Consider the following 4,571-nt stretch of genomic DNA (forward strand, 5'->3'; position numbering starts at 1 on the left):
GGAAATATTCCATTTACATTGAGAAATGAGATATCTGATATGAATCTTTCTGAAATTCATAAAGTGAACATTTATTTGTGAAAGCGAATGATAACAATATCTATGATCATTTTATGCGATGATTTTAAAGACGAAAGAATAAAAGATTGGATCGAATAATGATAGAAGACATTAATCTTCAAATTAGTTGATTGAGAATTCAGAATTTGGTTGGAATGACAGATTTTTAACTTTCGAAAAATAGAAATAATTTGGGAACCTGGTTAATATTCGATGTCAGCTATCTGCTTTTCGTTTAATTTTTTTCCGCAAAGAATTTAACCAAATATTTGTGTGGTAACCACTTGTATTCAGTGAGTTACTTAGTTATATAAATTGTTAATTTGTGGCAAACGCCGATGTAACACATGCGAACACAACGATCCTTGTTCATTTTATCTTCAACTCTGGCAGTGTAATTAAAGTTGAAATAACTAAAAGTTGATAGTAGCAGTAATCTTTACAACACTGTATTCAGTTACTTGAAACAAAACGACGTAAAATGCACAAGTGAAGTAATTTACCATTTGCAGTCTTACTTTAATCATAGCAAGCTACTTATATACTCAGAACTTGAGAAATTAGTTTTGTTTCTGGGGGAGAGAAAGGATCTTAAACTTGATGATGTAGAACTGTGCCTTTCAGCCTCTAGCAATGATTATGTTACACTTGATAACCTGTGCTTTGCTATAGCAAATAAAGATATGGCAAGTTTTATCAAAATTTCCGATACACTGATATTACAGGAGAATTTTTCACCAATAGCGTTAATTCGTATTATATCAAATTATTTCCTGCGCCTTGAAAACGTTTTGCTGTCGATACAAAGCGGAATGAGCGAGCAAGCTGCAATTGATCAGCTGAGCCCCCCATTGTTCTTCAAGCAGTTGCAGAATTTCAAGCTTCATTTGAAAAATTTTCAACTTTTAGAACTTAGGAGGATCTTAGAAAGATTGATAAGATTAGAGGTCATCTGTAAAAAAACTGAGTATGGTGATGTTGATAGATGTTATCCATGTGGTCAGACGATACTTTGCTGAAGCCTTATTGATAAACTTATAGGCCTTCCAAATAGGTTTTTTTTGGTATAGTATAAAACTTATTAAGGTATTATTTTATGGCTGAATCTGCATTTTTTTCTTTAACACGATAATTCAAAAGTTCCTGCAATGCTATTCTGTCTACACCTTCTTTCTGTTTAAAATTCGATCAAATTCCAATAAATTTCTATTGTTAAACATTGGCAATGGTAAAATTAAGATTTGAAGATGAAACAAAGATTTGCTCTATGAAATGCAGTATTTAAATACAGTATTGTATAAGTAAATTCCGAAATATTATTTCGGACCTACTAATTTTACGACATAATCAGGACCAAGAACAAATCTGCGATATGCTGATGCAAATTGAAAAACCAAAAGAGAACAAATATCACTGATTCATTGCCATCGGAAAATTCCATTATTTGCTTCATTTATCGTGCCGGTGCATTATTTGCTCCCCTCATGCCTTGCAGCCCTTGATCACCCGGTTCCCCTGTTGGTCCTTCATCACCTCTCGGTCCTGGAGGACCTTGAATTCCAGAATGTCCTTTTGGACCCTGTTCTCCTTGTGATCCTTCATCTCCCGGTTCTCCAGGCTCTCCTATGTTTCCATCCCGTCCTTGTCGTCCTGGCTTGCCTGGTACTGGCTGGCAGCCCTAAAAATAAAATTTGCACTTTTTCAATGGCTTTCTTTCTTAATGCTTCTAGTCTGAAAGCTATTTGAGAACTTACTTGAATTACGATAACAGCGCAGATGACCAGTGGATAAGTTTTCAATAAATGCATTAGTGTTGACAATCTAAAATCTGTTATATGTAAAATAGTTGTAATTTTTCAAATTTCCTTCAATTTATATTAGATAGAAGATTGTCTGATATGAATCTTTCCGGAGTTCATAAAACAAAGAACATTGTTCATTGAATAAATGCAACAAAATGCAACATTAAGCAGATACTGATCTTATTTCTGTCCATTTTATGAAGTGATTTGAAAATGGACGAAAGGAAAATTACTAGAGAATTCGAAAGATGGACAGAAGAACAAGTTTTAAGCTTATTGAGAATTTGATGGTAGTGAACAACTGACTGTAATTTAATTGTTCATCATTTGACTTTTTCATAGGAATTTCCGGAATCCCTTGGTTGACTGGAATTTGCGCCTGTTTTGACAGTGATAGAAAAATCTGAGTTACCCAAAAAAAGATATTCATATGTCTGCAATAAAATATAAATCAAAAATCTCTAAATTGGTTTAAAACTGTTGAAATAAACAGAGAGAATGAGAAAGTGAAATAAAACAAGAGAGTCAGTGTGAAGTATAAGAAAAGTGACACAAACTAGTCAGTTAACTAGTCAGTAATTCGTATGGATAATTATTCATGTGGATAACAGTTGATATAATTTTCCCATATCGAATTTAGAATCCATGATTTTTTTTTTGCCTAATTGAATTTCTCCAAGATATTTATAAATCGTTGCTTAGTGAGCAAACAAATAAGCTGATTGCATCGCAATTTAGATTATATAAAGAATTAATAAGGTTAATATTTTTATTTTGGTAAAGTGGAGATTTTTCACAACAAGAACAGAAAAGTTTAATTTAGAGAAAATAAATTTTACATCGGTTTTCCAGACTTTTTTTTTAAACAATTTGTATTTAAAATTAATTTAAAATTTTTTGAGATTAAGCTTTCGGCTTTGTCAGCGGAAGGTCTATAGTGCTGAAACTGACAATCTAATTGAATGGTGAAAAATAATTTGAAACTTCATTCAAACTCTCAAATTCTTCTTTTCAATTTTTTTAATTTTTTAAAGATTGGAAAATAAAGGAAAGTCAACAAAAGAAATATTTAGGATTTCTGATTATTCTCTAGCAGATATTCTACATGAAATGAAACATCTCCATTTCATTTCTACTTTTTAATGGCAAGCTGATTCTTTCGAGCTGAAATATTTTAATATTTTCCGGAAATCAATGCAAAAATTTATAATACAAAATGACTTACAATGAAATAATTTTTCCAGTGAACTTTTTCCATTTATTTACATTGAATGATAACTGATTTAAATCCTTTCGGAACTCATAAAATAAAAGAAACATCTTTGTGAAATGACTGTATTGAAATGAAGCAAAATTAAGCGATTTCTGACGGCATCTATGAATTTTTATGCGATGATTTTAAAGATGAAAGAAAAAAGATTAGATCGAATGAATGGTAGCCGGAAGTGGTTGACACATTTTTAGCTTTCAATTTGGGAATTTGGCCGATGTCTGATGCCATTGTTTGAATTTCATCCCTCATGAAATTCCGCAAAAAACTTGACTAGAACATTTAGTTTTAGTCTGAATTTGAGCTCAGTACTTATTCATTATTAGTTCATTCCATGCAGTTACACGAAGTGGTAAATTAATTTCTTTAGTTAATTAAAGCATCAGCTTATTGATCGATCAATTTATGATATATTTATTAAATTCAATTTTCAATTCTTATTGTCTTTTACCGTTTTCTTCTAGTTGGTGGTTTTTCTCGTTCTAATTTACAATTTTTCAATTATTCCAAAAATTACTCAAACTGCTAGAATTGCTGAAGAAATGTTTATTATGCTTGTTGCTAAGTGACCTCTAACATATCATAACCACCGGATTCCTAAATCGCTTTTGTCTCACGAAGGTTCGAAACCCATCTCTCGAATTCTTTCATTCGTCTCTCGAATTTTCCGTTGATCTTTTATCATTCGATTTAATCTTTCTTACGCTCGCTTGTAAATCATTTATATACGATCATAGATACTGTGATTTGCTTGACATTGCATTTTGCTGCATTCGTTACTTTTATTTCACAAAGAAATATTCCTCTTTTTTATGAATTCCGGAAAAATTCATATCAGATATCCTTCTTTACAATGTAAATAAATTTCTCTTAATTTCTAAAATTATGCCTTCCAAAATTTGTCTCACGTATCCAGCATTTATGAAATGTGCGCCACTTAATCTCTATCAAGTAAGCGTCATCTAGAAACTACGAAAATATACGCCACTCAAGATCTATCAAATCTTCGTCACGCAAATTCAGTGAAGACGACGCCACTAAGATATATCAGATATACGTCATCATAATCCGTGAAATATGCTCTTACCAAATCCACACCATTCAGAATCTATAAAATCTAACATATTCAAGACGAACCAAAATTCTATAAAATTTACATCATTCAGAATTCATGTAAACATATCCGATAAAAGAATGATTAAATAAACAGATGTTTTTCACTGAATTAGAAGTAAATAAATAAAGAAAAAATGTTTCGAAAATTTTCTTGATTTTGTTTTAGTTAAATTAAAATGACTGAATGAATCAGTTTCATTTTATCAAAATGAGAAACGCTAAATTTTTGATTTAAAAAAAGTGAGAGAAAAACAATTTTTTGAAATAGAAAATTTATTGGAAATAGAAATTTTTTGATTTCGATAAATTATTGGAAAAAAAAG

The 4,571-nt window shown here is 30.8% G+C and carries 1 pseudogene; it reads left to right on the forward strand.

The window, feature by feature from the left end:
* Positions 1 to 482: 482 nt before the first annotated feature.
* A pseudogene (holA, locus tag IHO40_RS04745) lies at positions 483 to 1,079 on the forward strand (DNA polymerase III subunit delta); the annotation flags it as partial.
* Between the last annotated feature and the right edge of the window lie 3,492 nt (positions 1,080 to 4,571).

It is taken from the genome of Wolbachia endosymbiont of Mansonella ozzardi (assembly GCF_020278625.1).
Lineage (GTDB): Bacteria > Pseudomonadota > Alphaproteobacteria > Rickettsiales > Anaplasmataceae > Wolbachia.